21 protein-coding genes and 1 tRNA gene are annotated in these 19,413 nt (G+C 62.4%); 6 read left to right on the top strand and 16 right to left on the bottom strand.

The features are described from left to right. Nucleotides 1–17: 17 nt before the first annotated feature. The 8 genes from ACZYHG_RS02705 to ACZYHG_RS02670 form a co-directional block, all read right to left on the bottom strand. Nucleotides 18–296 (bottom strand): GCG_CRPN prefix-to-repeats domain-containing protein, encoded by a 279-nt coding sequence (locus ACZYHG_RS02705; protein WP_032926672.1) that lies wholly within the window; start codon nucleotides 294–296, stop codon nucleotides 18–20. Nucleotides 297–405: 109 nt separating this feature from the next. Continuing rightward, nucleotides 406–861: a periplasmic heavy metal sensor gene (locus tag ACZYHG_RS02700; protein WP_464612418.1), complete on the bottom strand. Its 456-nt coding sequence runs from the start codon at nucleotides 859–861 to the stop codon at nucleotides 406–408. Beyond that, on the bottom strand, nucleotides 858–1,310 hold the full coding sequence (locus tag ACZYHG_RS02695) for a hypothetical protein (RefSeq protein ID WP_464612417.1): 453 nt from the start codon (nucleotides 1,308–1,310) through the stop codon (nucleotides 858–860). Before ACZYHG_RS02695 ends, ACZYHG_RS02700 begins: the two co-directional genes overlap by 4 nt. A gap of 113 nt (nucleotides 1,311–1,423) precedes the next feature. Next, a complete protein-coding gene (locus ACZYHG_RS02690; protein ID WP_464612416.1) occupies nucleotides 1,424–1,960 on the bottom strand; it encodes an RNA polymerase sigma factor in 537 nt (178 codons plus the stop codon). Nucleotides 1,961–2,005: 45 nt separating this feature from the next. Further along, nucleotides 2,006–2,449: an EF-hand domain-containing protein gene (locus tag ACZYHG_RS02685; RefSeq protein ID WP_464612415.1), complete on the bottom strand. Its 444-nt coding sequence runs from the start codon at nucleotides 2,447–2,449 to the stop codon at nucleotides 2,006–2,008. A gap of 113 nt (nucleotides 2,450–2,562) precedes the next feature. After that, entirely contained in the window at nucleotides 2,563–2,751 is a 189-nt protein-coding gene (locus tag ACZYHG_RS02680; RefSeq protein WP_027032923.1) for a YodC family protein, read from the bottom strand. A gap of 92 nt (nucleotides 2,752–2,843) precedes the next feature. After that, nucleotides 2,844–3,824, bottom strand: a complete 981-nt coding sequence (locus tag ACZYHG_RS02675) for a glycosyltransferase family 8 protein (RefSeq protein WP_464612414.1) — start codon at nucleotides 3,822–3,824, stop codon at nucleotides 2,844–2,846. Nucleotides 3,825–3,962: 138 nt separating this feature from the next. Beyond that, nucleotides 3,963–4,946, bottom strand: coding sequence for a YihY/virulence factor BrkB family protein (locus ACZYHG_RS02670; protein ID WP_464614601.1), 984 nt, complete (start codon nucleotides 4,944–4,946; stop codon nucleotides 3,963–3,965). Between the two features lie 334 nt (nucleotides 4,947–5,280). Here ACZYHG_RS02670 and ACZYHG_RS02665 point away from each other — a divergent pair, with 334 nt between their 5' ends. After that, nucleotides 5,281–5,583: a hypothetical protein gene (locus tag ACZYHG_RS02665; RefSeq protein WP_464612413.1), complete on the top strand. Its 303-nt coding sequence runs from the start codon at nucleotides 5,281–5,283 to the stop codon at nucleotides 5,581–5,583. Nucleotides 5,584–5,588: 5 nt separating this feature from the next. Here ACZYHG_RS02665 and ACZYHG_RS02660 read toward each other — a convergent pair. Continuing rightward, nucleotides 5,589–5,664, bottom strand: a tRNA-Thr gene (locus tag ACZYHG_RS02660). 288 nt (nucleotides 5,665–5,952) lie between these two features. Here ACZYHG_RS02660 and ACZYHG_RS02655 point away from each other — a divergent pair. Continuing rightward, on the top strand, nucleotides 5,953–7,098 hold the full coding sequence (locus ACZYHG_RS02655) for a hypothetical protein (protein ID WP_464612412.1): 1,146 nt from the start codon (nucleotides 5,953–5,955) through the stop codon (nucleotides 7,096–7,098). A gap of 19 nt (nucleotides 7,099–7,117) precedes the next feature. Here the strand turns inward: ACZYHG_RS02655 and ACZYHG_RS02650 are convergent, their stop codons facing one another. Next, on the bottom strand, nucleotides 7,118–8,719 hold the full coding sequence (locus ACZYHG_RS02650; protein WP_464612411.1) for a cisplatin damage response ATP-dependent DNA ligase: 1,602 nt from the start codon (nucleotides 8,717–8,719) through the stop codon (nucleotides 7,118–7,120). A 4-nt stretch (nucleotides 8,720–8,723) separates the two neighbouring features. Beyond that, entirely contained in the window at nucleotides 8,724–9,731 is a 1,008-nt protein-coding gene (locus tag ACZYHG_RS02645) for a ligase-associated DNA damage response exonuclease (protein ID WP_464612410.1), read from the bottom strand. A 105-nt stretch (nucleotides 9,732–9,836) separates the two neighbouring features. Here ACZYHG_RS02645 and ACZYHG_RS02640 point away from each other — a divergent pair, with 105 nt between their 5' ends. The 4 genes from ACZYHG_RS02640 (at nucleotide 9,837) to ACZYHG_RS02625 (ending at nucleotide 12,661) form a co-directional block, all read left to right on the top strand. Further along, the gene (locus tag ACZYHG_RS02640; protein ID WP_464612409.1) at nucleotides 9,837–10,754 is read left to right on the top strand and encodes a class I SAM-dependent DNA methyltransferase; all 918 of its coding nucleotides are present in this window, start codon (nucleotides 9,837–9,839) and stop codon (nucleotides 10,752–10,754) included. 152 nt (nucleotides 10,755–10,906) lie between these two features. Beyond that, nucleotides 10,907–11,266, top strand: coding sequence for a hypothetical protein (locus ACZYHG_RS02635; protein WP_464612408.1), 360 nt, complete (start codon nucleotides 10,907–10,909; stop codon nucleotides 11,264–11,266). Between the two features lie 58 nt (nucleotides 11,267–11,324). Then, nucleotides 11,325–11,852 carry a P-loop NTPase family protein gene (locus tag ACZYHG_RS02630; RefSeq protein ID WP_464612407.1) on the top strand — a complete coding sequence of 176 codons (528 nt, stop codon included), beginning with the start codon at nucleotides 11,325–11,327 and terminating at the stop codon, nucleotides 11,850–11,852. Nucleotides 11,853–11,950: 98 nt separating this feature from the next. Beyond that, a complete protein-coding gene (locus tag ACZYHG_RS02625; RefSeq protein ID WP_464612406.1) occupies nucleotides 11,951–12,661 on the top strand; it encodes a cytochrome b in 711 nt (236 codons plus the stop codon). 9 nt (nucleotides 12,662–12,670) lie between these two features. On the opposite strand, the gene ACZYHG_RS02620 is transcribed toward ACZYHG_RS02625, so the two are convergent. The 5 genes from ACZYHG_RS02620 to ACZYHG_RS02600 are packed head-to-tail and all read right to left on the bottom strand — an operon-like array spanning nucleotide 12,671 to nucleotide 19,408. Further along, on the bottom strand, nucleotides 12,671–13,612 hold the full coding sequence (locus ACZYHG_RS02620) for a 2-hydroxyacid dehydrogenase (protein WP_464612405.1): 942 nt from the start codon (nucleotides 13,610–13,612) through the stop codon (nucleotides 12,671–12,673). A 29-nt stretch (nucleotides 13,613–13,641) separates the two neighbouring features. Further along, entirely contained in the window at nucleotides 13,642–15,273 is a 1,632-nt protein-coding gene (locus ACZYHG_RS02615) for an ABC transporter ATP-binding protein (protein ID WP_464612404.1), read from the bottom strand. Further along, nucleotides 15,270–16,415, bottom strand: a complete 1,146-nt coding sequence (locus ACZYHG_RS02610; RefSeq protein WP_464612403.1) for an ABC transporter permease — start codon at nucleotides 16,413–16,415, stop codon at nucleotides 15,270–15,272. Before ACZYHG_RS02610 ends, ACZYHG_RS02615 begins: the two co-directional genes overlap by 4 nt. Then, the gene (locus ACZYHG_RS02605) at nucleotides 16,415–17,509 is read right to left on the bottom strand and encodes a microcin C ABC transporter permease YejB (protein ID WP_464612402.1); all 1,095 of its coding nucleotides are present in this window, start codon (nucleotides 17,507–17,509) and stop codon (nucleotides 16,415–16,417) included. The genes ACZYHG_RS02610 and ACZYHG_RS02605 overlap by 1 nt, the downstream gene beginning before the upstream one ends. Nucleotides 17,510–17,539: 30 nt before the next feature. Then, entirely contained in the window at nucleotides 17,540–19,408 is a 1,869-nt protein-coding gene (locus ACZYHG_RS02600; RefSeq protein ID WP_464614600.1) for an extracellular solute-binding protein, read from the bottom strand. Nucleotides 19,409–19,413: the final 5 nt, after the last annotated feature.

The raw sequence follows: 19,413 nt of genomic DNA, 5'->3' as shown, positions 1-19,413 counted from the left end.
GGCCGGCCCCGTAGCCTTTACCAGTGATGCCAGCGATGCCAGTGGTGATGCGGATGCCAGACGTAGAAGGCGGGGCCGGGCCCATAGTAATAGTGCGGGTAGACCACCACACGGTTGGGGACACAGCGGCCCCAGTGATTGGGATGCCAGCCAGGCCCGCAACCCCAGGCGACGTGCTCGACCAGCGCCGGGCCGGCAAGCGGCGCCAGCGGCATTGCCGAGGATGCCGCCACCGTAGCAACCGTTCCGGTCACCGCGAGAGCGGCGGTGATCGCGTATTTTGTCAGATAGTTCATGACCATGCTCCGAAGTTGTCCGAGATCGAAAACCTGTCGGTGCCAGATGGCCCAGCAGGTTCTGCCCTTCATTCGTTAAACGGGCCCGGTCGGTGTTTTCCGTCGGTCGTTACGGTGATTTTTTTGGCGTCGCTGACGGCTGCGTCCCGCTGCGTCTAGCGAGGCCCTCCGCCAGCACGCTGCGATCGTCGGCCGAACCCGCCGCCGCGAACTCGATGATGCGCTGCTCCAGCCTTGTGCGCACGGTGATGTCGGCATTGCGGGCTCGCTCCAGCGCCGCCGACAAGGCTGCGATGTCAAGGACGGGCTGGCGCAGCAAATCGGCCGCCTCGCGCCTGGCCTGCTGGCCATCGAGGATGATGTCGCGCGACTCGCGGCGGACTTCGCGCAGTGCCTTGCGGAACAGCATGCGCTGCTGGTCGGGAAGCCGGCCGCCGGCCGCTTCCAGCGAATAGCCCTGGCCCGATTTGCCGCTTCTTATCCAGACAGCCCCGCCAGCAAGCGCACCGGCCAGGAAGACATTCAGCACCACCGACGCGATGACGAGGTTACGGCCTGTGCTCATAGGTCTTCCTCGATCGTGTCGGCCTCGGGCCCGGCATCGCCGAACGCCGTCGCGTTGGCATCGAGCAGATAGTGGTCGGGCTGGACCTCGGGCGTGACGACGGTCACAAGGGCCAGTCCGGCGATGGCGCCAGCCAGGCCAACACCGGCAAGTCCCAGCCCCAGCCACCAGAACCGCTGGCGCCGGCGCTGGACGAGATGCCGGTCGGCGACGCGCAGGATCGTGTCATGCAGCGCCTTGCCGGGATGTGGGATTTTGTGGCTGTCAAGCAAGGTGTCAAGCGTGCCGGCATAACGCAAAATGGCCTGGCCCGCCTCGCTCGGAGCAAAGGTCGTGGCAGCTTTACGCTCCGCATCCGGCCAGCGGCGCAAATCGCCGCCATAGGCTTCGGCGAGCGCCGCGAAACGCCTGGCATCCATTGCCGGTCCGTCTTCAGTGTCTTCAGCCATTTGCCTTCCCCTTGCCCATTGGTGCCGCGCGCCCACGCGGTTTGGAAACGCGCCAAACTGGCCCCCAGCCGGCGCTTGCAACGCGCGATGGATGCCTGATGGTCGCGCTCTTCTCAGCCATGGACGCCGTCCTTGGCCAGGATCATCTGCAAGGCCCGACGGCCGCGCGAAAGCAGGCTCTCCAGCGCATCGACGCTGATCTCGAGCGTCGCCGCCGCCTCTATGTTGGACATCTCCTGGTAGTAGACCAGGATGATCGCCTCGCGTTGGCGCGGCGCGATTGCCTGCAAGGCCTGCTCGATCCGATGCGGCTCGTCGCCGGCGTCGGGAAGCGGGGCAGGGTCGATCATTTCCGGCAATTCGTCTGTCACCCATTCGCGGCGCCGGCGCAGCCGGTCGTAGCACAAATTGAGTGTCACCCGGTGGATCCAGCTGTCGAAGCGCGCATTGCGGCGCCGCCAGCTCGCGGCATGACGCCAGATGCGCACAAAGGTTTCCTGAGCGACGTCCTCGGCCTCCGCCGCGTCGCCCAACATGCGCACGGCAAGCGAAAGGATGCGCGGCAGCTTGCGCGCGACCAGCGCCTGCACCGCCGCGGGATCGCCAGCACCGACCCGACGAACAAGCTCCTCGTCCGGATCGGCGCTCATCGGCTGGCGCACTCCCGATATCCATTACGCGTCATAGCCTCTTGGTCATTGCGCCGGCTTGACAGCGGATTTGTGGCTTGGCATCTCGTCCGGCGTCAGCACGCCATCGCTATTCTTGTCCAGTTTGGCGAAGCGCTTGGCGAAAAAGGCATCCAGTTCTGCGCGATCGATGAAGCCATCATGGTTCGAATCGATCCGCGCGAAGGATTTGGCGGGGTCACCCTTGGCGCCGCGCTTGGCCTGGAAGGCCTCCCACTCCAACAGGCTGATCTTGCCGTCGCCATCGGTGTCGGCGGCCATGATCGCCTTCTCCCGCCGTTTCTGAAACTTGGCCAGCGTCAGTTCCGACTTGGCCTTTGGCGCGGCCGGGGCTGTGGCAGGGGGCGTGGCAGCGGGGGGCGTGGTGACCGGAGGCTGTGTCGCTGTCTGGGCGAGAGCCGCAACGGTCAGCAGGCTCAAGGCAGCGGCAAGGATCAAACGGTTTTTCATGCTTCGGCGTCTCCGGTTGGCGCGTTGGCCACGGCCTTTGCCATGGTCACGCTTCAACCGTTAAACGCCGCAACGGGGGAAATCCGTCGGTCGCCTGGGTCGATCGCCCCGATTTACGTCGATTGGTCGGCGGCTACCAACTGTTCCGACTTGAAGCCCGCATGCTGCGGGGTCCACACGTCGCCATCCTTGTTGAACCAGTGGCAGAGATACATGCCGGAAGCGGCGCCATCGCTGACCGTCATCTTCGGGCCTCCCGACTTCAGCTTGACGACGTCTCCGGTCTTGAAAGTGTTGGGCATTTTGGACCTCCCGTGCTGAGGCCAAGGAGTGTCCCACCAAACCCCGGTCTCGACAATGCCGGATATGATTTGCCGGCCTTGTACGCGCGCTGTTAGGCATAGCCCGCCGCCTTCTCCGGATACTGCACGGCCAGGAGCTCCTGATCCGCATGGGATGCGAACAAATCATTGGTCTTGATGGCATCGAAACGAGATCGCCGTTTCAGCTTTTCGTCCTTGGTCAGGAAGCCGATCAACGCATCGGACTTCCGGCCGAACCGCTTGATGAAATTCCCGACATGAGAGGCGTGCCGGTCGAAGCGAGGTGACCATGGCGTCCCCTTCGCCAGCCCGCGATAAATAGCCATGGCTTCCGGCTCGACACCAAGGGGTTTGTCCGACCATGGCTTTCCCCAGCTGAAATGCCGGGCACAGGCCTGACGGAAGGGAATCTGGCCACTGAAATTGGTCATCACATTCCAGGTAGGGTGCATGGTTTGCCATTGCCCTTCAAAGGCAACATTCAGGGCATCCTGATCGAAGGCCTGGCAGAGCTCGGGGTGGTCGACGGCAAATCGCCGGGAACTAGCCAAAAAGCCACCGCTTCGCACCAACGGCATGTTGAACACCAGCACGCCGGAATTGAACTTGGGGGCACCCGGCCGCAAGGGCAGCCTTCGCCGATAGGTCATGTCGAAATAGGACGGAATATCATGTGCGGCGAGAAGCGGCGCCTTCAGTCCGGTATCGGCCAAATCCGTGATCGAGCGGTTGAAAAGGATATCGCAGTCCGCATAGACAATGCGGTCATAGGACGCGAACTCAGGCAATTCGTCGGCAAAAAGGCGAATGTAGGCGGAAAGCCCAAGCCTGCCATTCTTTGCGGCGAAGTCGGACAGGTACGTTGAAACGTCGATAAGGCTGATCCGGTCACCAAGCAGCTTTCGCGCGATTTCGAGATCGTCGCGGCCGACGCCCATCTGCAGGATGAACCCGTCGATCGGGGTAGAGACATCGGTTATGCGCAGTGCCGCAAGACAGGCATACGGGAAGTAGTTGCTGTCCGCGGCGAGGAAGAAACACGACTTTGGCAAGCTGACCAACCCCGTCTGGCATCGTGCATATCGCTGTGCGTTGGATGAGGAGTCAAGCTGCACGCATTATCCGCATTGCAGCAGCGCCATGCGGGACGCTGCAGCAGCCGTTCGTACGGACTGTTGTGCAGCGACACGTCAATCCGCGATCTTGCCCAGCGTGTCAGCAACGACAGCGCCGCGCTTGCCCATCGGCCGGGCCGGACCGGTGGTCGAATCGACTGCCGTCTGATGCTCCATCTCGGCATTGATGGCCGCCCCGGCGATGAGGATGATGACCGAAATCCACGTCCACATCATCAGGCCGACAACCGCGCCCAGCGACCCGTATGTGGCGTTGTAGTTGGCAAAATGCTGCAGGTAGAACGAGAACAGCCAGGAAGCCGCAATCCACGCCACCGTCGCAATCAAGGCGCCCCAACTCAGCCATCGCCATTTCGCGTGTTCGCGGCTCGGCCCGAAGCGATAGAGCAGGGAAATGCCGGTCAGCATGGCGCCAACCAGGATTGGCCATCTCGATACAGCGACAAGCGTTCCCGTCCAGGCATCGAGATAGAAATAGCGCAAAAGCGCTGGAACCACGCCAACCGTCAGCAACATGACGATACCGATCAGCAACGCACCGAGCGTGAACAGGATCGACCTCAGGTTGAGCATGAGGAAACTGCGTTTCTCGCGCTCCTCATAGGCGATGTTCATGGCATCGAAAAGCGCCTTCATCCCGCTGTTGGCGCTCCACAGCGCGATGCCAAGGCCAACAAAGAAACCGGTGCCGAGAGTGCCGGGTTTCTGCCTCGCCAGGGCCTGCAACTGATCGCGAATGAGGTCGAGCCCGCCCGACGGCAGCAATCCGCTGAGATAGGCGACATGGTCGGCAACCGTGACCGGATCCGCGACAAAGCCGTAGATCGAGATGAACGCGGCGAGCGCCGGGAACAGCGCCAACAGCAGGTAGAAGGTGGCGCCGGCTGCGACCAGCAGGACCCGGTCCTTGTTGAACTCTTCCCAGAGCCGCCAGAAGATATCTTTCCAGCCAAGTGCCGGGATTTCTGACGGCCATGCCGCGTCGCGCCCACGGTCTCCGTGCTCCGACCGCAGGGTCGCCTTGTCGTCCTGCGTCATTGAAGCGGCGCGACTGACCGCTTCTCCATCGATCAGCGAGGATCGCGTGCCGGCGGGCTGCGGGCTCTTTGTCGCCTTCGAAGCCACGCGGCGCTCCTTACTCAATGTCGACTGGAGTGCTGGATGCCTCGCCCGTCATAGCCCGCTCCTTGCTCGGAAAGATATCCAAAGCGTGCCCTGTAACGCTGCGAAAGGACGAACTGTTCCCGCGATGCAGGGTTGGAAGTCCCGGGGATTGAGGGCTCGACCCGACCGACAGTGATTTTTCGTCAGCCCGATGCATCTTTTGGCGGCCCATGAACGTTGCAACCCAGTCCATTTTGAGGTGAGTCCCATGAAGGCATTGACCAAGAATGACCTGAAAGCCGAGGCGGACCTTTCCGACGACGCCGACCTCATCGTCAACCGAGCCGGCCACTTTGTTGAAGATTGGATCGAGGAGCACATCGTCGAACAACCGACCCAGGTCCCCGCTGGGATCGACGTGGCGCAGGAACTTGCCAGCCAGTGCATCGCCGATGCGAAAGACCAAGGCATCGCGGCTGAGGACATTCAAGAGGAGGTCGGCGACCTCAGGGAATACATCGCCGAGGCAATCGATGAGGAAGGTGGATCACTGGGGTCGGCAAAGGTCTGAGATTTTGGTGCCGCTTAGGTGACTCGAACACCTGACCCCATCATTACGAATGATGTGCTCTACCAACTGAGCTAAAGCGGCCCGGGAGGCCAGAGCCTCCAAGATGGGCTGGGTGATAGACTCAACCGGCCGCGAATTCAAGATGCGACTTGGCAAATCATGCGCGAACGCCCACCGCGATCGAAACCAGGGTTTGCGCGTCCCTGCACGCTGGAATCGCCGACATAGTCCGATTTTGTTTGCCGGAACATCGCCAAGATGGACTTTGGAGGGCCCGTAGAGGCAGAATGCGCCGTCGGCCCGTTGATTGATTGGTCGCCTACGGCTAACCATCAGGGAAGGTTGGGGCAATTTGCAGAGGGACCTCGCTTGGACGCGATCGAAAAAGCGATCCGGAACGCCTTGGAAAAGGGCAATGCCGAGGACCGCGCGTTCCGCGAGAGGGTCTATCGGTCGGCCTTTGCCGCGCTCGACCGTGCGCTCCAGGCCAATCCCGGCGTGACCGTGGAAGTCGCCATCAAGCGCCGCAAGGCGATACAGGAGAAGATCACCGAAATCGAATCCGAGTTCCTGCCGGCGGTGCCGGACGTCGGCCCGCAGGTCGATGCACCAGCGGCCGAGCCTTTGGCCACTGCAGCGCCCGCGATCGAGATCGGCCAGAAGACGCCGTCGCCCGCTGTCGCCGTCGACGGACCCGGGCAGCCCGCATCCGACGCGCCGCGCTCGCGCGTGCTGCCGGTCGTTCCCGACATCATGCCGGATGCGACGCTACCTGGTGCGCCGGCGATCGATATGTCCACTCCTGCCGCCACGGGAGCCGCAACGGAAGTGGCGCCCGATCGCGATGAGCGCCGCGTTCGTGGACGTCGCCTGCCGCTGACCGCCATCTTCTTCACGGTGACTTTGCTTGCGGCGATCGGCATCGGCGTATTCTTTGCCATACAGACCGGCGTGTTCAAGACGGCGGCGCAGCTCGACACGGCACCGCCGGAGGCACCGCCAACCGTCGAAGGCGACGATTTCACGCCGGCCGACGGCGCCAACGCGCCGGCCAAGCCCGGTGCGGCGGACCAGTCGCGCGACTGGATCAACGTGTTTTCACCGACCGACCCGACGCATGTCGCCGCTCCCTCGGACGCCAAGGCCGAGGTGATGAAGGACGACGGCGGGCCGTTCCTGCGCATCCAGTCCGGCCCCTCCGGTTCGGCGGTCGCCTTCGACGTCGGCCAGGGCGTGCTGGAGAAGCTCGCCGGCAAGCACGCCGTGTTCGATATCATCGCGCGCGCCGAGGACGGCAAGGACACGCAGATCTCCGTCGACTGCAATTTTGGTGAACTCGGCGATTGCGGCCGCAAGCGCTACGCGGTCGGCCAGCAGCGCAACGAATATCTGTTCGACGTGCAATTCCCAGACAAGCATCCGGGTTCGGCCGGAACGATCGCCGTCAATTCCGATTTCGACAAGCAGGGCAAGGCGGTCAACATCTACGAGATTCGAGTCTCGATCGAGCCGTGATTGTCGGGCTGGAGCCGATTTAGCGATCGAGCAGCGCCTGCAGCGCCTCGATGCGGTCGGCCTCATTGGCCGGCTTATCCCAGCGCAGCCGTGAAATGCGGGGGAAGCGCATGGCGACGCCGGATTTGTGCCGGGTCGAGCGGTTGAGGCCTTCGAACGCCACCTCCAGCACCAGGCCATTGTCACGATCGGCGCGCACTGAGCGCACCGGCCCAAAACGTTCGACGGTGTTGTCACGGACATATTTGTCGATCTGCTTCAGCTCCTCGTCGGTGAAGCCGAAATAGGCCTTGCCGACCGGCACGAGTTCCTCCTCGCCTTCAGGCCCGGACCAAACGCCGAACGTGTAGTCGGAGTAGAAACTCGATCGCTTGCCATGACCGCGCTGGGCATACATCAGCACCGCATCCACCGTGTGCGGATCGCGCTTCCATTTGAACCAGGGCCCTTTCGGTCGGCCGGCGACATAGGGCGAATCCCAGCGTTTCAGCATCACGCCTTCGATGATCGGGTGCGGCGGTGCGCGGCGCAGCGCCTCCAATGTCTGCCAGTCCGTGAACTGGACGAATGGCGATAAATCGAAGCGGCTTGGATCCAATGTTTTCATGAAGGCTTCGAGGCGGCCACGCCGCTCGCGGAACGACAGCGCGCGCAAATCCTCGTCACCGATCTGCAGCAAGTCGTAGCAGCGCATGAAGGCCGGATATTGCTGCTGCATCTTCGGTGTCACCGTCTTGCGGTTCAGCCGCTGCTGCAGGTCGGAGAACGTTCCCGTCGCCTCCCGCGGATCGCCGACGAGCAATTCGCCGTCCAGCGTCGCGGAAAAATTCATCGCGTCGGCGAGGTCGGGAAAGGCGCCGGAGACATCGTCGCCGGTGCGCGAATAGAGCCGGCGGATGCCGCCTTCCGCCACTGCCTGGACGCGGATGCCGTCCCATTTCCATTCGGCGGCGTAATCGGCCGGATCGAGTTTTTCGAGATCGCCGTCGCCGACCGGATTCGATAGCATCACCGGCCTGAACAGCGCCAATGCCGTATTCTGGGGTTTGTCGGCCTTGCCCTCCAGCCATGCGAACAGCGCCGCATAGGGCGGTGACAGCCCGTGCCAGAGCTCCTCGATCTCGGCGACATCGACCTCGCCGAAATCCGCCAGCGCCTGTTTGGCGAGCCGCGCCGACACACCGATGCGCAGGCCGCCGGTGACCAGCTTGATGATGGCAAAGCGCGACGAGATGCTGGCACTGTCGAGCAACCCCGCCAGCACCTTCGGTCCGTCCGAGCGGCTTGCCGCCTGCAGTTTTGCGACAACCTCACCGAGAGTCGGTTCACGGTTGGGAATGTGTCCCGGCGTTTGCGGCCAGACCAGCGACACTGTCTCGGCGAGATCGCCGACATAATCGTAGGAATAGCCGAACAGCACCGTGTCCATGCGTTCGGTGACCAGCGTGCGCAGCATCGCCGGCTTGACAGCGGCGATATTGAGATCGCCGGTGATGGCGGCCAGCGCCAGGCCGCGATCCGGATCTTCCACGGAGCGGAAATAGTCGGTCAGCAGCGTCAGCTTGCCGTTGCGCGACGGCGTCAGCACCAGGCGGTCGAGAAGTTCGGCGAAGCGGTTCATGCCCTCAGTCGCCCTCGTCCTCATAGCCCACCAGGTGCAGCGGCCGGGCGGCGATCCCTTCGAGCTCACACCAACGCACCAGTGCCTCCTCGCGGCCATGCGTGACCCAGATTTCCTCCGCGCCAGTCTCCTTGATGGTGGCGGTGAGTTCGTCCCAGTCGGCATGGTCCGAGATGATCAGCGGCAGCTCGACGCCACCTTGCTTGGCGCGCTGGCGGATGCGCATCCAGCCCGACGCGAAGCATGAGATCGGATCCGGGAAGCGCCGCGCCCAGCGGTCGGCGAAGGCCGATGGCGGGCCGACCACGATGGCGCCGGCGAAATCTTGCTTGCCGCCTTCCACCGTTGCCGGTTCGAGTACCCCCAGATCGATGCCCTGGCTCTGATAGTACTCGCTGAGCCTGGCCAGCGCGCCATGGATGTAGAGCGGCTTGTCGTAGCCGGCATCGCGCAACAGCCGCATCACACGCTGCGCCTTGCCCAGCGCATAGGCGCCGACCAGATGCGAGCGTTCGGGGAACTGCGCCGCCGATTTCAGCAGGCGGGCGATCTCTTCGGTGTCGGGTGGATGGCGAAACACCGGCAGGCCGAAGGTCGCCTCGGTGATGAACACGTCGCAGTGGATCGGTTCGAACGGCGCACAGGTCGCATCCCTGCGCCTCTTGTAGTCGCCGGAGGCGACGATGCGCATGCCCTGGTGTTCGACCGATATCTGTGCCGAACCCAGCACATGGCCGGCAGGATGGAAGCTGACGCTGACGCCGTCGAGGGCGATGGTCTCGCCGAGGCGTGCTGCTTGGGTCGTTCCGGCAAAATCCTCGCCATAGCGCAGACCCATAATGTCGAGCGTCTGCCGCGTCGCTAGCACCGAGCGGTGGCCGGAACGCGCATGGTCGGAATGGCCGTGCGTGATCAGTGCCCGGTTCACCGGCCGAACCGGGTCGATGAAGAAGTCGCCCGGCGGGCAATAAAGGCCCTCGGGCCGGGGATGAAGCAGGTCGCTGGCGCGCATGATGCCAAGATAGGATATAATTCCGCGGCGGGAAGCCTGTTGTCAGAGACTGCTGACTCCCGCATACAGCATCGCCGGTTTCATCCGCCGGCAGGACCCATCGCCATGAAACCGCTTCAGGCCTCGTCCGGCGACTTGAACGCTGATCGCCGCGCCGACTATGCCGAAATGCTGCATGCCGATGGCGATCACGCAGCGGCGGCGGAATTGCTGCTCGGTGCTCTGGAACTCACCCCGCAATGGGCGATGGGCTGGTTCCGCCTCGGCGAAATGCAGCAGGCGGCGGGTGCATCGGATCTGGCCGCGCAGGCATGGACGGTGTCGCTCCAACTCGATCCGACGGATCGTCAGGGTGCTGCGCTGAACCTGCAATTGATCGGCAAGGCGCCGGCGTCCGACGTGCTCCCCAGCGCTTTCGTCGAGACATTGTTCGACCATTATGCCGAGAGCTTCGATGAATCACTGGTCGACAGACTTGGCTACAGGCTGCCTGGGTTGCTGGATCAAGCCATTCGAACGGCAAGGCCGGGTCGCTTCCCGCTGGCGCTCGATCTCGGCTGCGGCACCGGCCTGATGGGGCAGAGGCTGCGGCCGATTGCCGACCGGCTGGAAGGCTATGACATTTCGACTGGAATGCTGAAGCAGGCGCGAGCTAAGGGCGTCTACGATTTCCTGGGGAAGGCCGATCTGCGGAATTTTTCCTATGCCGGCCCGAAAGCCGAACTGGTGGCCGTGGCCGATGTCTTCATCTATGTCGGCGCGCTCGACGGCATGTTGAAGACGATTGCCGGCTTGCTTGCCGAGGATGGCCTGTTCGCCTTTTCCGTCGAAAAATTGGGCGGCAGTGGCGATTTCGTCTTGCGGCCATCGCGCCGCTACGCGCATTCGGAAACCTATGTGCGTGAATTCCTGGCCGCGAACGGGTTTTCGATCCTATCCTTGGAAACAACCGTGATCCGGCAGGATCGTCGGGAACCGGTCGACGGGCTGGTCGTTGTGGCTGGGAAAGTCCACGCAGCCTGAAGCGTTCACAATCGGGCCAATGCGGCCATCCTTCCCGCCCTCAAAAGGGGTATTGCCCCACCTGTATCTGCTAAGCATCTGCTGCGAAAAAAGCCCCAATCGCGTGCGCGGGTAAAACGGGGCGCGCAGGATATCAGGAGGGAGCATATCAGATGCGCTGGAACATGATGATCTTGGCCTCTTGCCTGGCAACCGCTGGCTGCGTCGGCAATTCGATGTCCGAGCGGCAAGACGCCAACGTAGAGTCCTCGCTGCAATACGACACCGTTCCATGCGATCAGCTGCTGGCGCAGCGCAATGGGTTGGCGCAGCAGAACAACCTTCCTGTGACCGCGAAACCCACCTTCAACAATCCCGCGATGGGTTTCGGCCCGTTCACGCCCGACATGCGTTCCAAGGCCCAGCGCGACAGCGACAAGGCGTCAGGCGACATCGATGCCATGAACCGGTCGATCGAGCGCCGCGACTGCGGCAAGCCGGACAAGCAGAAGAAGTTCACCCTGCCCGGCTAAGACAGGCCGCTCCAGAAACTTTTGGCGCCAAGCTGCATCCTTGTACGGGCAACATCGGATGAATCTATCGGATCTTGGAAACCGCATATGCATCCTGGGGCCGTCCAACAGCGGCAAGTCGACACTGGCCGACGCGATTGCCCGCAAGCGTGGCCTGGAGCCCGTTCACCTCGATCTGCTGCATCACCTGCCCAACACGGACTGGGAACCGCGTCCCAAGTCCGAATTCATTGCCCTGCATGACGCCGCGATCGCCGGCGAACGCTGGGTGATGGATGGAAACTACTCGATCTGCATGCCGCAACGGTTCCGGCGGGCGACGGGACTGATCCTGCTGGACATCTCCACGCCGACAAGCCTGCTGCGTTATTTCAGGCGAACGCTGTTCGAGAAGGAGAGGCGCGGCGCCCTGGCGGGCGGACGCGATAGCGTCAAATGGGACATGATCCACCACATCGCCGTGACCACGCCGAAGAACCGCCAGAGATACCGGGCGATGTTCGAGCAGCTCGATCTGCCAAAGCTGCAGCTGTCTTCCCTGCGCGCGATCAAGAAGTGCTTTCAGGAGTGGGACCTGGCCAGGTAAGAGCCCTTTCCTGATCACCTCTAAGCGGGAACAATTCACCACCATCAAGGCGCGGCGTTCGAGGCCAACTCGAAATGACGCGAAAGGCACGAGGCGCTATGTGGGCCGCCAGGCCCTGGCGTTTCTTACAGAATGTTAACTCGTGCGGCGGACTGCTTAACGCTAATTCCCTCTCCTGGATCACCGGAACGCTTGGCTGCCGAGAGCCACAGGCGACGGCGAAAGACGCCATCGACAAGGGAAACGAGCAGATGAGCCCAGGGTCTATCGAGGCCATCGCGAACCTGCCGATCCGATACCACTGGATACAACGGCTCGTACATTGGCTCATGGCAATAGTCATAATCGCGGCTTTGGCGATCGGACTGTACTGCTCCTATCTCGTACCCGGATCGGCCGAACGGCAGTTCTTGCTGGACATTCACAAATCGCTCGGGATGACGGCTCTGGTGCTCATCGTGCTTCGCATACCGCTGCGCGCAATGCTGGGGGAGCCGCGTCGGACGATCGCGCCTCCACGGCATGAACGGCTGGCGTCCCAAATGGTACACGGCACGCTCTATCTGTTGATGGCGGCGATGCCGGTGTCCGGCTATATCACTTCGGCGTCCGAAGGGCGCAGCTTGCCATGGTTCGGACTGTTCAACTGGCCGAATCTCTTACCGGAAAATCGACATACAGGGCGCTTGCTGGCGACGGTTCATCACTACGGCGCCTATCTCTTTTTCGCCGCGCTTTCGTTGCACCTGGCCGCGGTCGTTTGGCATCACATCGTCAAGCGAGACGAAGTGCTCTCCCGTATGATCTAGCTGGACCAGCTAGTACCCCGCCTTGCGATCCACCAGATTATCGAGCTTTTCGCCACGCTCGAAGGCGTCCATCTGGCGCAGCATGATCGGCGCCAGATGCGTGGGATCGGAGGTCGCCGCGGCGTGCGGTGTCACGAACACTTTCGGATGGCTCCACAACGGGCTGGTTTTCGGCAGCGGTTCGACCTCGAACACGTCGAGGCTCGCCTCCTTCAGCGTGCCGTCATCCAGCGCCCGCACGATGTCGGCATCCTTCTGCAGGCGGCCGCGTCCGGCATTGATCAGCACCGAGCCGCCGAGGCCGTTGCGTTTCCGCAATTCCTTCAGCACGCCGTAGTTGATGATGCCTTGCGTGTCCGGCGTCAGCGGCAACAGCACGACAAGGATATCGGTCGCCTTGAGGAAGGGGATCAGTCCGGCGTCGCCGGCATAGGTTGCAACCCCTTGCATCGGCCGTTCGTTGCGCGACCAGCCATTGACCGCGAAGCCGAGCGACAGCAGCACCGAAGCCGCTGCACGGCCGAGATTGCCAAGCCCCATAATGCCGACGGAGATGTCACCGGCCGGCCTCTGCGGCGGCTCGTGCCAGGTCTTCTTCGGCTGCTGCTGCCGGTAGAGCAGGCCCTGGCGATGGTGATCGAGCACCCGCCAGACGACATACTCGGTCATGTACTGGGTGAGGTTGTCGGCGACCACTCGGACGATCGGCACGTCAGGCAGGCCAGGATCGGCGAAGACATGGTCGACGCCGGCGCCGATCGAGAAGATGGCGCGCAGATTGGGCAGCGACGACAACAGGTTCGGCTTCTGCTTCCACACCACCGCATAGGTGATCGACGGATCCTTGGCGCCGTCCGGCTCCAGCACCACTTCGCGCTCGGCCGACAACAGGTCGCGCCAGCGCTGCGGATGAAAGCCGGTGACGGCAAGCAGGATGCGGCCTTTTTCCATCGCGGTGTTCTGGTCCCTCTTTAAATGGATTACTCGCTGACGATGCCGACCGGCGCCGTCTCGATCTTGAACGCGGCCGAGATCAGCGCCCGAGTATAGTCGGTTTGCGGATTTTCAAAAATCTGCTGGGAAGGCCCGGCTTCGACAATCCTGCCATTGCGCATGACGATAACGTCGTTGGCAAGCGCCCGGATGACCTTGAGGTCATGGCTGATGAAGAGATAGGCGAGATCGTGCTTGGCCTGCAGATTGCGCAGGAGGTCGACGACCTGCGCCTGCACGCTCATGTCGAGCGCCGATGTCGGCTCGTCCAGCATGACGAAGCGCGGGTTGAGCACCATGGCGCGCGCGATGGCGACGCGCTGGCGCTGGCCACCGGAAAACTCGTGCGGATAGCGGTTGCGGGTCGCCGGATCGAGGCCAACCTCGTTCAGCACGGCGGCCACCTTGTCGTCGCGCTCGTCCGGCGACAGCTTCGGCTCGTGAATTTTGAGCCCTTCCTCGATGATCTCGGCAATCGACATGCGTGGACTGAGCGAGCCGAACGGATCCTGGAAGACGATCTGCAATTCGCGCCTGAGCGGCCGCATGGCGTTGAAGGTGAGCTGGTTGATGTCGCGGCCGTTGAACTGGATGGTTCCGGTCGACGAGATCATGCGCGCCAGCGCCAAGCCGAGTGTCGTCTTGCCCGAACCGGATTCGCCGACCACGCCCAGCGTCTGGCCGGCGCGTACGGTGACATCAATGCCGTCGACCGCCTTCACATTGTCGACGGTGGTTCGGAAAAACCCCTTCTTGATCGGGAACCAGACCTTGATGTCTTTGCCGGTCATGACCGGCTTGGCATCGGCGTTGGCGGCCGGCGGCTTCCCCTTCGGTTCGGCCGCCAGAAGGTGGCGCGTATAGGGGTGCTGCGGGTTGGCGAAGATGTCCTTGGTCGGGCCGGCCTCGACGATCTTGCCCTTGGTCATCACGCAGACCCGGTCGGCGATCTTGCGCACGATGCCGAGATCGTGGGTGATGAACAGCATCGACATGCCCTTGCGGCTTTTGAGGCCGGCCAGCAGTTCGAGGATCTGCGCTTGCACGGTCACATCGAGCGCTGTCGTCGGCTCGTCGGCGATCAGCAGTTCCGGTTCGTTGGCAAGCGCCATGGCGATCATGACGCGCTGGCGCTGGCCGCCTGACAGCTGGTGTGGATAGGCGTCGAGCCGTTTTTCCGGCTCGCGGATACCCACTTCCTTGAGCAAGGCCAGCGTACGCGCTTTGGCCGGCCGGTCGGCCATGCCCTGATGCAGCTTCAGGATCTCGACAATCTGATGCTCGATCGTGTGCAGCGGATTGAGCGAGGTCATCGGCTCCTGGAAGATCATGGTGATCTTGTTGCCGCGCACCTGCCGCAACTGCTTCTCGTTCATGGCCAAGAGATCGGCGCCCTGGAACAGCATCTTGCCTGAGGGATGGCTGGCGCTGGGATAGGGCAGGAGCTTGAGCACCGACAGCGCCGAGACCGACTTGCCGGAGCCGGATTCGCCGACCAGAGCCACCGTCTCGCCCTTGGCGATATCGAAGGAAATGTGGTCGACGGCAATGGACTGGCCGCCGCCCTGGCTGAAGGCGACGCTGAGGTCCTGTACGCTGAGCAACGGCGCTTTGCTCATCGGAACGTCTTGCGCGGATCGAAGGCATCGCGCGTCGCCTCACCGACGAACACCAGCAGCGACAGCATCAGCGAGATGACGATGAAGCCGGAAATGCCGAGCCACGGCGCATTGAGGTTGCGCTGCGCCTGCTTGAGCAGCTCGCCGAGCGAAGCAGAACCCGGCGGCAGGCCGAAGCCGAGATAGTCGAGCGAGGTCAGTGTCGAGATCGAGCCGCTCAGCAAGAACGGCAGGAAGGTCAATGTCGCCACCATGGCGTTGGGCAGCAAATGCCGGAACATGATGGTGCGGTTGGGCACGCCGAGCGCACGGGCGGCGTTGACATATTCGAAGTTGCGGGCGCGCAGGAACTCGGCCCGTACGACGCCGACCAGCGCTACCCAGGAGAACAACAGCATGAGGCCGAGCAGGATGAAGAAGCCCGGCGGCAGGATGGCCGCGACGATGAGCAGCAGATAGAGCACCGGGATCGCCGACCAGATTTCGATGAAGCGCTGGAACAAGAGATCGGTCCAGCCGCCGAAATAGCCCTGCAAGGCGCCGGCGCCGACGCCGATCAGGGCCGAGCCGGCCGTCAGGATCAGGCCGAACAGCACCGAAATGCGGAAGCCGTAGATGACCCGCGCCAGCACGTCGCGCGCCTGGTCGTCGGTACCGAGCCAGTTCCAGTTGCCGACGATGCAGGCCGGATCCGCAGCACCCTGCGGATACTGGTTGCAGCGCTTCGTGGCGTCATACTCCCAGGACGGCTTGGCGGGTGCGGCTTCCGGGATGGCGTTGTTGACGGTCTGGTAGGAGTAGCGCACCGGCGGCCAGATCATCCAGCCATGGGCGTTGATCTCGTCCAGGATCACCGGGTCGCGATAGTCGGTGACGGCGTAGAAGCCGCCGAATTTTTCCTCGGGGTAGGCAACCAGCACCGGAAACAGGATCTCGCCCTTGTAGGAAGCGATGATCGGCTTGTCGTTGGCGATGAATTCGGCAAACAGCGACAGCACGAACAGGACGAGGAAAATCCACAACGACCAGAAACCGCGCCGGTTGGCCCGGAAATTCTGCAGGCGGCGCTTGTTGAGCGGCGACAGAAATGGCCGCGCGATTCGCTCCGGCACCACTCCGGCGGTAACGCTTGCCTCCGACATCAGACGTCTCTCCGCTCGAAATCGATGCGCGGATCGACCCAGGTGTAGATGAGGTCGGACAGCAATCCGACGAACAGCCCAAGCAGCGAGAAGATGTAGAGGTTGGCGAAGACGACGGGATAGTCGCGCTCGACTACCGAACGGAAGCCGAGCAGGCCGAGGCCATCGAGCGAAAAGATGTTCTCGATCAAAAGTGAGCCGGTGAAGAAGGCCGAGATGAAGGCGCCGGGAAAACCGGCAATGACGATCAGCATCGCATTGCGGAAGACATGGCCATAGAGCACCTGTCGTTCCGACAGGCCCTTGGCGCGCGCGGTCACCACATACTGTTTGCGGATCTCTTCCAGGAACGAGTTCTTGGTCAAAAGCGTCGTCGTGGCGAAGGCCGACAGCACCAGGGCCGTCAGTGGCAGGGCCATGTGCCAGAAATAGTCGATGATCTTGGCCGGCCAGGACAACTGATCCCAATTGTCCGAGACGATGCCGCGCAACGGAAACCAGTCCCAGAACGAGCCGCCGGCAAACAGCACCATCAGCATGATGCCGAACAGGAAGCCCGGAATGGCATAGCCGACAATGACGACACCGCTGGTCCAGATGTCGAAGGGTGTGCCGTCCTTGACCGCCTTGCGAATGCCGAGCGGGATGGAGATCAGATAGGACAGCAGCGTGATCCAAAGCCCGATCGAAATCGAAACAGGCATTTTCTCTAGGATAAGGTCGAGCACCGAGATATCGCGGAAATAGCTGTTGCCGAAATCGAAGCGCGCATAGTTCCACAGCATCATGCCGAAGCGCTCGAGCGGTGGCTTGTCGAAGCCGAACTGCTTCTCCAGTTTCTTGATGAATTCCGGATCGAGCCCCTGGGCGCCGCGATATTTAGAGCCGACGTCGCCGGCGGCATCGAAATTGGAGCCGCCCGCATCGCCGCCGCCACCGCCGAGCCGGTCGCTGCCACCCTGATTGGTCAGCTTGGCGATGATCTGCTCGACCGGACCTCCCGGCGCGAACTGGATGACGGCGAAAGAGATCGCCATGATGCCGAACAGGGTCGGGATCATCAGCAGGATACGGCGCAGGATATAGGCGCCCATCAGGCTTTGTGCCCCCTTTGGACCGATATCTCAACCTTTGCCAATTTTTGCCGCCTTGCCCTTATCGAACCACCACAGCGCCTCGACCGGAAAGCCGAAATCGGGTTTTTGCTCGGGAAAGCCGAACATATCCCAATAGGCGCTTCGGTGATTCGCCAGGAACCAACTAGGAATCCAATCGCACCGCGCACGCAAGACCCGGTCGAGCGCTCGCATTGCGACCGTCAGATTTTCGCGATCTTTTGCGGCCCCCACCGCGTCGATCAGCGTATCGATTGCTGGGCTTGCGACGCCCGGCAGGTTGCGCGAGCCGGAGATGTCCGCGGTTCTGGAGTGAAAGAAGACTTCAAGATCGTCGCGTGTCGGGGTCGCCGAAAATGAGAAAGCGGCCGAGATAAGGTCAAAGTCGAACGTGCTCTGGCGAAGCTGATACTGCGCTGAATCCACCAGCCGAATCGTGGCGTCGATGCCGATCGCTTTCATATTGGCGACCCAAGGCGAGTAGACCTGTACGAAGGTGTCGTCATCGACCATGAATTCGGCCGAGAGCCTGCCGCCCTTGTCGTTGACGACGAAGTCACCTGACCGTTTCCAGCCTGCAGCGTTGAGCAGCTTCACGGCCTGGCCAAGCAGCTTGCGGTCGCGGCCGGTGCCGTCGGATGCAGGCTGGGCGACAGCCTCGCCGAAGACCTCCGCCGGGATCTGGCCGCGCAACGGCTCTAGAAGAGCCAGCTCTCGCGGCGATGGCAGTCCTTCGGCACGAAAGTCCGATTTCTCGAAACAGGATTGCGAGCGCTCGTAAGAGCCGTAAAAAAAGTTGCGCCGCGTCCATTCGAAGTCGAAGCAGAGCGCAATTGCCTGGCGCACCCGCGCATCGCGAAACTGTTCGCGTCGCTGGTTGACCGCCGTTCCCTGCATTGTCGGTCGTTTCTCGGCCGGGAATTCGTGCTTGACCACCTTGCCGGCGGTCAACGCAGGAAAGTCGTAGGCGGTTGCCCAGACGCGCGAGGTGAACTCTTCACGGTAGGTGATTTCGCCCTTTTTGAACGCTTCGAAGCCGGCAGTGCGGTTCTGGTAGAACTCGATACGGATAATGTCGAAATTGTTCTGGCCGCGATTGACCGGAAGGTCGCGGCCCCAATAGTCCGCCACCCGATCGTACTCGATCCAGGCCCCGGCCGAGAACCGCCCGACCTTGTAGGCGCCGGAGCCGAGCGGCGGGTTGAGTTGCGATGAGTCGAACGGATTGGCCGTGTAGAACGCCTTTGAAAGAATCGGGAATTCCACGACGTTGAGCACGGTGCGGGCCGATTGCTTGCCCGAGAAGGTAAGCCGTAGCGTGCGGTCATCGACAGCAACGGCGTCGGCCATGTGTGTCAGCGACAGTGACAGGTCGGGATGGCCTTTTTCCTTGTAAAGCTTGAAAGTGAAGGCGGCGTCCTGCGCCGTCAGCGAAGAGCCGTCATGGAAGCGGGCTTCGGGGCGAAGCGAAAAGGTGAAGCTGTTGCGGTCATCCGACAGCGTCACCCCGTCGGCGATCTGGCCATAGACGGCGTCGGGCTCGTCGAGCGCGCGCACCATCAGGCCATCGAAACACATCTCCATGCGCGGCGGCGCATCGCCCTTGTCGGCGAAGGAGTTCAGCGTGTTGAAGGTTTGTGTGTCCTGGTTGTAGCCCCAGTTGGGCGGCGAGAAATTGAAAATTCCGCCGGTTGGCGCATCGACATTCGCATAGTCGAAATGGGTGAAATCCGGCTTGTATTTGAGGTCGCCGAAGGCGGAGAGCCCATGTAGTTTTGTGCCGGTTGCGATATCGGCGAAGGCCTTTCGCGGCAGCAGGGCGGCGGCAGCGGCAGCACCACCCAGGGCCAGGAAATCGCGGCGGGGCAGGGCCGTCATCGATT

The sequence above is a fragment of the Mesorhizobium subarcticum genome (assembly GCF_055456085.1).
The sequence above is the reverse complement of the archived record's forward strand: the minus strand, read 5'-3'. Positions and strand labels throughout refer to the sequence as shown.

Excerpts from the sequence above, each read along its gene's own strand:
- ACZYHG_RS02610 (WP_464612403.1), bottom strand. The coding sequence starts at position 16,415 with ATGTCGGAGGCAAGCGTTACCGCCGGAGTGGTGCCGGAGCGAATCGCG.
- ACZYHG_RS02665 (WP_464612413.1), top strand. The coding sequence starts at position 5,281 with ATGAAGGCATTGACCAAGAATGACCTGAAAGCCGAGGCGGACCTTTCC.
- ACZYHG_RS02690 (WP_464612416.1), bottom strand. The coding sequence starts at position 1,960 with ATGAGCGCCGATCCGGACGAGGAGCTTGTTCGTCGGGTCGGTGCTGGC.
- ACZYHG_RS02705 (WP_032926672.1), bottom strand. The coding sequence starts at position 296 with ATGAACTATCTGACAAAATACGCGATCACCGCCGCTCTCGCGGTGACC.
- ACZYHG_RS02670 (WP_464614601.1), bottom strand. The coding sequence starts at position 4,946 with ATGACGCAGGACGACAAGGCGACCCTGCGGTCGGAGCACGGAGACCGT.
- ACZYHG_RS02620 (WP_464612405.1), bottom strand. The coding sequence starts at position 13,612 with ATGGAAAAAGGCCGCATCCTGCTTGCCGTCACCGGCTTTCATCCGCAG.
- ACZYHG_RS02605 (WP_464612402.1), bottom strand. The coding sequence starts at position 17,509 with ATGGGCGCCTATATCCTGCGCCGTATCCTGCTGATGATCCCGACCCTG.
- ACZYHG_RS02625 (WP_464612406.1), top strand. The coding sequence starts at position 11,951 with ATGTGGGCCGCCAGGCCCTGGCGTTTCTTACAGAATGTTAACTCGTGC.
- ACZYHG_RS02630 (WP_464612407.1), top strand. The coding sequence starts at position 11,325 with ATGAATCTATCGGATCTTGGAAACCGCATATGCATCCTGGGGCCGTCC.
- ACZYHG_RS02685 (WP_464612415.1), bottom strand. The coding sequence starts at position 2,449 with ATGAAAAACCGTTTGATCCTTGCCGCTGCCTTGAGCCTGCTGACCGTT.
- ACZYHG_RS02635 (WP_464612408.1), top strand. The coding sequence starts at position 10,907 with ATGCGCTGGAACATGATGATCTTGGCCTCTTGCCTGGCAACCGCTGGC.
- ACZYHG_RS02700 (WP_464612418.1), bottom strand. The coding sequence starts at position 861 with ATGAGCACAGGCCGTAACCTCGTCATCGCGTCGGTGGTGCTGAATGTC.
- ACZYHG_RS02640 (WP_464612409.1), top strand. The coding sequence starts at position 9,837 with ATGAAACCGCTTCAGGCCTCGTCCGGCGACTTGAACGCTGATCGCCGC.
- ACZYHG_RS02680 (WP_027032923.1), bottom strand. The coding sequence starts at position 2,751 with ATGCCCAACACTTTCAAGACCGGAGACGTCGTCAAGCTGAAGTCGGGA.
- ACZYHG_RS02695 (WP_464612417.1), bottom strand. The coding sequence starts at position 1,310 with ATGGCTGAAGACACTGAAGACGGACCGGCAATGGATGCCAGGCGTTTC.
- ACZYHG_RS02650 (WP_464612411.1), bottom strand. The coding sequence starts at position 8,719 with ATGAACCGCTTCGCCGAACTTCTCGACCGCCTGGTGCTGACGCCGTCG.
- ACZYHG_RS02600 (WP_464614600.1), bottom strand. The coding sequence starts at position 19,408 with ATGACGGCCCTGCCCCGCCGCGATTTCCTGGCCCTGGGTGGTGCTGCC.
- ACZYHG_RS02615 (WP_464612404.1), bottom strand. The coding sequence starts at position 15,273 with ATGAGCAAAGCGCCGTTGCTCAGCGTACAGGACCTCAGCGTCGCCTTC.
- ACZYHG_RS02645 (WP_464612410.1), bottom strand. The coding sequence starts at position 9,731 with ATGCGCGCCAGCGACCTGCTTCATCCCCGGCCCGAGGGCCTTTATTGC.